The organism is Okeania sp. SIO3I5 (genome assembly GCF_010672085.1).
GTDB lineage: Bacteria > Cyanobacteriota > Cyanobacteriia > Cyanobacteriales > Microcoleaceae > Trichodesmium.
In genome coordinates, this window is record NZ_JAAHHT010000095.1 from 447 (window position 1) to 5,723 (window position 5,277).

At 30.9% G+C, this 5,277-nt stretch carries 6 protein-coding genes; 4 read left to right on the forward strand and 2 right to left on the reverse strand.

The window, feature by feature from the left end; translation table 11 throughout:
• Positions 1–609: 609 nt before the first annotated feature.
• The 4 genes from F6K40_RS20645 to F6K40_RS20660 all read left to right on the forward strand — a co-directional run bounded on the left by F6K40_RS20645 (position 610) and on the right by F6K40_RS20660 (position 4,651).
• Positions 610–747, forward strand: a complete 138-nt coding sequence (locus F6K40_RS20645) for a hypothetical protein (protein WP_293138983.1) — start codon at positions 610–612, stop codon at positions 745–747.
• A gap of 401 nt (positions 748–1,148) precedes the next feature.
• Positions 1,149–1,286: a hypothetical protein gene (locus F6K40_RS20650; RefSeq protein WP_293138984.1), complete on the forward strand. Its 138-nt coding sequence runs from the start codon at positions 1,149–1,151 to the stop codon at positions 1,284–1,286.
• A 574-nt stretch (positions 1,287–1,860) separates the two neighbouring features.
• Positions 1,861–2,943: a hypothetical protein gene (locus F6K40_RS20655; protein ID WP_293138985.1), complete on the forward strand. Its 1,083-nt coding sequence runs from the start codon at positions 1,861–1,863 to the stop codon at positions 2,941–2,943.
• 622 nt (positions 2,944–3,565) lie between these two features.
• A complete protein-coding gene (locus F6K40_RS20660) occupies positions 3,566–4,651 on the forward strand; it encodes an SGNH/GDSL hydrolase family protein (protein ID WP_293138986.1) in 1,086 nt (361 codons plus the stop codon).
• Between the two features lie 121 nt (positions 4,652–4,772).
• Here the strand turns inward: F6K40_RS20660 and F6K40_RS20665 are convergent, their stop codons facing one another.
• Both F6K40_RS20665 and F6K40_RS20670 read right to left on the reverse strand, forming a co-directional pair.
• A complete protein-coding gene (locus F6K40_RS20665) occupies positions 4,773–4,925 on the reverse strand; it encodes a hypothetical protein (protein WP_293138987.1) in 153 nt (50 codons plus the stop codon).
• Between the two features lie 167 nt (positions 4,926–5,092).
• Positions 5,093–5,277 (reverse strand): Mo-dependent nitrogenase C-terminal domain-containing protein (locus F6K40_RS20670; RefSeq protein WP_293138988.1); only part of this gene is annotated, 185 nt, incomplete at its 5' end.

The window sequence follows — 5,277 nt, forward strand, 5'->3', positions numbered from 1 at the left end:
TGCCGGAAGTTGCAGTTATTTTACAGCAGTAGAATAATTTTATAGGTTGATTTTTATGCTGAATGCTAAAAGCTGATAGCTAGTTAAAATAAAGGCGAGCGATCGCTCAAATTAAACTGACTTGAGTATGGCATTGATAAAATTATAATCATCCTACAGCGGTTTTCATATGAATAAACCACAATCATATTGACTCCTTACTCATTACTCATTACTCCTTACTCATTACTCATTACTCCTACAACAGTTTTGTGGTCTACTCAACTGAAAAGCACTGTAAGTAGTCGTGCTTTTAGGAATTTCCTAGTTGAGAGAGGGAACAGGGAAACTAGAATCTGTAATTAATGCATGCATAGGAACTTATTAAAGAGCAAATATAAATATTTGGCACAGGTGATTTTTACAAGTTTAAAAAAGTGTTTATCATCCATTTTAATTTATTTTATTGAGCTTAAATTTCACCATATTTCCTGATTTAAAAAACTCTAAGAATTATGCTCGATAATAGTTTACGCCAGAAAAAAAATCATCAAAATTGTTTCGATTAATCTGATTTTGATTGTGGCGATATTGAGTTGAATCGATATAATTGCTGAATTTAGAAAGATAATGCCTAAAGAAAAAGTAGAAACAGTATTCTTGGGAGGTGATGGGCATTATTCTGTATTTGGTAATGAATTTTTTGCTAATGTTTTGTATGAAAAGTTGTTATCTGTGCCGGAAGTTGCAGTTATTTTACAGCAGTAGAATAATTTTATAGGTTGATTTTTATGCTGAATGCTAAAAGCTTATAGCTAGTTAAAATAAAGGCGAGAGATCGCTCAAATTAAACTGACTTGACTATGGTACGGATCAAATTATAATCATCCTACAAAAGAGCGAATATAAATGTTTACTAGGGCTAATTTTAAAAAATTAAAATCGCTCAAATTAAACTGCTTTGACTATGGCATTGATAAAATTATAATCATCCTACTAAAGAGCAAATATAAATGTTGACCAGGAATAATTTGAAAAAGTTAAAATCCTGAAAATAAAACTGGTTTGACTATGGCAATGAATCTGATTTTTGGCGACAATATCTACAGGTAGAGTTAGAGAAACGTAACATAATTTATATCGATCTAATTGCTGAATTTAGAAACATAATGCCTCAAGAAAAGGTAGAAACAGTATTCTTGGGAGGTGATGGGCATTATTCTGTATTTGGCAATGAATTTTTTGCTAATGTTTTGTATGAAAAGTTGTTATCTGTGCCGGAAGTTGCAGTTATTTTACAGCAGTAGAATAATTTTATAGGTTGATTTTTATGCTGAATGCTAAAAGCTGATAGCTAGTTAAAATAAAGGCGAGCGATCGCTCAAATTAAACTGACTTGAGTATGGCATTGATAAAATTATAATCATCCTACAGCGGTTTTCATATGAATAAACCACAATCATATTGACTCCTTACTCATTACTCATTACTCCTTACTCATTACTCATTACTCCTACAACAGTTTTGTGGTCTACTCAACTGAAAAGCACTGTAAGTAGTCGTGCTTTTAGGAATTTCCTAGTTGAGAGAGGGATGAGGGAAACTAGAATCTGTAATTAATGCATGCATAGGAACTTATTAAAGAGCAAATATAAATATTTGGCACAGGTGATTTTTACAAGTTTAAAAAGTTAAAATCCCGAAAATAAAACTGATTTGACTATGGCACTGATAAAATTATAATCATCCTACTAAAGAGCGAATATAAATTTTGATCAGGCGTAATTTAAAAATTCAAATAAAGTGTTTATAATCCATTTTTATTGATTTAATTAAACTTGAATTTCACGAGATTTTCTGATTTCAAAATCCCTAAAAAATATGAGCAATAATAGTTTACGTAATACCAAAAAAAATATCAAAATTGTTTCGATTAATCTGATTTTAATTGTGGCGATATTGAGTTTCGTTGAAGGTCTATCTAGTATCTTATTGATGTTTTATAGAATCAGCAAAATTCAACGAAATCCCGCACATCTTTACGCTCAATATGATGAATTTTTAGGATGGGTAAATATTCCTGATGTAAATATTCCAAATATGTATGGTGAGGGGATATATTTTCGGACAAATTCTCAATCATTGAGAAATAACCAAGACTTTACTATTAATATTCCCCCTAATAAAGTGAGGATAATTTGTTCTGGGGATTCTTTCACAATGGGATTGGGAGTTAGTAACGATCAAACATGGTGTCAATTATTAACATCTATAAATCAGCGTTTGGAAACTATTAATATGGGTCAAGGAGGATATGGTGTTGACCAAGTTTATTTATGGTACAAACGTGATGGTACTAAGTTTGAGCATAACATTCAGATATTTGCTTTTATTACTGATGATTTTGTGCGGATGCAAAGTGCAAATTTTTTTGGTTATGGGAAACCATTATTGTCTTTAGAAAATGGGGATTTAGTTAATCATAATTTTCCTGTTCCTAGAGGTGGTTTTTTATTTCAAAAAATTAGAGAAGGTAGTAGATATATTCAAGAGTTAAGATTTTTAGGTCTATGGCAAATATTGTTTCCGAGAAAGTTGGAAACTGATAATCAATATGTTGCTCAAACTCCAGCTATAGCTATGAAAATATTTGAGGAATTGGCAGAAATAAATAGAGAGAAAAATAGTAAATTGGTGGTGGTTTATTTACCTATTCGTTCTGACTATTATGGAAAGGAATCTGATTTTTGGCGACAATATCTACAGGTAGAGTTAGAGAAACGCAACATAATTTATATCGATCTAATTGCCGAATTTAGAAACATAATGCCTCAAGAAAAAGTAGAAACAGTATTCTTGGGAGGTGATGGGCATTATTCTGTATTTGGTAATGAATTTTTTGCTAATGTTTTGTATGAAAAGTTGTTATCTTTGCCGGAAGTTAGAGTAATTTTACAGCAGTAGAATAATTTTATAGGTTGATTTTTATCCTGAATGCTAAAAGCTGATAGCTAGTTAAGATAAAGGCGAGCGATCGCTAAAATTAAACTGACTTGACTGTAGCACTGATAAAAAGCTAATCTTCGTACTAAAGAGCAAATATAAATATTTGGCACGGGTGATTTTAACTTGTAAAAATCGCTAAAATTAAACTGATTTGACTATGGCACTCATAAAAAGCTAATCTTCGTACTAAAGAGCAAATATAAATATTTGGCACGGGTGATTTTAACTTGTAAAAATCGCTAAAATTAAACTGATTTGACTATGGCACTCATAAAAAGCTAATCTTCGTACTAAAGAGCAAATATAAATATTTGGCACTGGTAATTTTTACAAGTTTAATATAAAATTGAGTTATACATAAAGATCGCCAAATTACATCCTTTTAATACAGATATTCTCTTAGAGAAAAACTTAAAAATTCAATATTTCAAATCCTTTCTTTCTGATAACTTATGACTCCTTAGCGATACGATAACTAATTACCCTGATTCTATCTAAAAAGGTGTTTATAATCCATTTTTATTTATCCTATTGAGCTTCAATTTCACCATATTTACTCATTTCAAAAACTCTAACAATTATGAACGATAATAGTTTACGTCAGACCCCAAAAATTATCAAAATTGTTTCGATTAATCTGATTTTAATTGTGGCGATCCTGAGTTTACTTGAAGGTCTATCTAGTATCTTATTACTGTTTTATAGAATCAGTAAAGTTCAACCAAGACCTAGAATAAGTCACAGTCAATATGATGAATTATTAGGATGGGTGAATATTCCTAATGTTGATATTCCAAATAAGTATGGAGAGGGGATATATTTTAAAACCAATTCTCAATCATTTAGAAATCATAAAGACTTTTCTATTAATATTCCTCCTAATAAGGTAAGGATAATTTGTTCTGGAGATTCTGTCACTATGGGATGGGGTGTGAGTAACGACCAAAGCTGGTGTCATCTTTTAACATTAATCAACCAAAGGCTACAAACTATTAATATGGCTCAACAAGGATATGGTATCGATCAAGCTTATTTACGGTACAAACGTGATGGTACTAAATTCGAGCATAACATTCAGATATTTGCTTTTATTACTCATGATTTTGTACGGATGCAGAATGCAAGTTTTATGGGTCGTGGTAAACCATTATTGTATTTAGAAAATGGGGAGTTAGTTAATCATAATTTTCCTGTTCCTAGATACTCTTTTTTATTTCCAAAAGTTACACAAAGCAGTAAGTATATTCAAAAATTAAGCTTTTTCGTTATCTGGAAAAAATTGTTTGCTCAAAAGTTGAAATCTAATAATAAATATGTGGATAAAACTCCTGCTATAGCTATGAAAATATTTGAGGATTTGGCAGCAATAAATCAAGATAAAAATAGTAAGTTAGTTGTGGTTTATTTACCTAGTCGTTCTGACTATTATAATAATGACTCTAATTTTTGGCGAGAATATCTACAGGCAGAATTACAGAAACGAAACATAATCTATATTGATTTAATTCCCGAATTTAGAGATAAAATACCAAATGAACAACTAGGAAAAGCTTTCTTGGGTGGTGATAAATGGCATTATTCTGTATCTGGAAATGAATTTATTGCTAATGTTTTGTATGAAAAGTTGTTATCTTTGCCAGAAGTTGGAGGTATTTTACAAGAGTAGGGAGTAGGGAGTGGGAGAGTATTCATTAATGAATAATGGATAATGGATAATGGATAATTAATAATTACCTCTGGTTAAAACCGTGAGGGAATTGAATATAAGGAAATATCCTAGCACTTTTCTAGCCTTGGTGATTGGATCTGGCGCCGGTAACCCATCCATATTTTTGAGCAAACTTAGGATTATTAATATTGATGCCATTAATAAAATCCCAACTAGGTTGTAGCAGAATATCAATGAAATTTTCAGGATAATTGTGTGTAGTAGTTTGCATTTTTCTATCTCCAATTTTTCGGAATATATTGTTATTAGATAACTCAATAAATTTCAGATTTTTCAGCCTCCCTATTACAGAAAATTAGGATAACTGAATTACCTGTTGCGTCCTAGAGAAAATTCCATTTAACAATAAGGAGTAATATCTTCTAAACAAACATCAGCTCAGAAAGTTAAAGTGCGAAAACGTAAACCAATTATTTCATAGTAAAAAGGATTCAACTTACACAGAGGAGGAATCTGTAAAATTGTACGCCCCAAAAATTTAATATCTCTAGCAAAGGGGCATTGAGCAGGAATTAATTGGCATAATTTTTGAGCAAACTTAGGATTATTAATATCTATCCCAT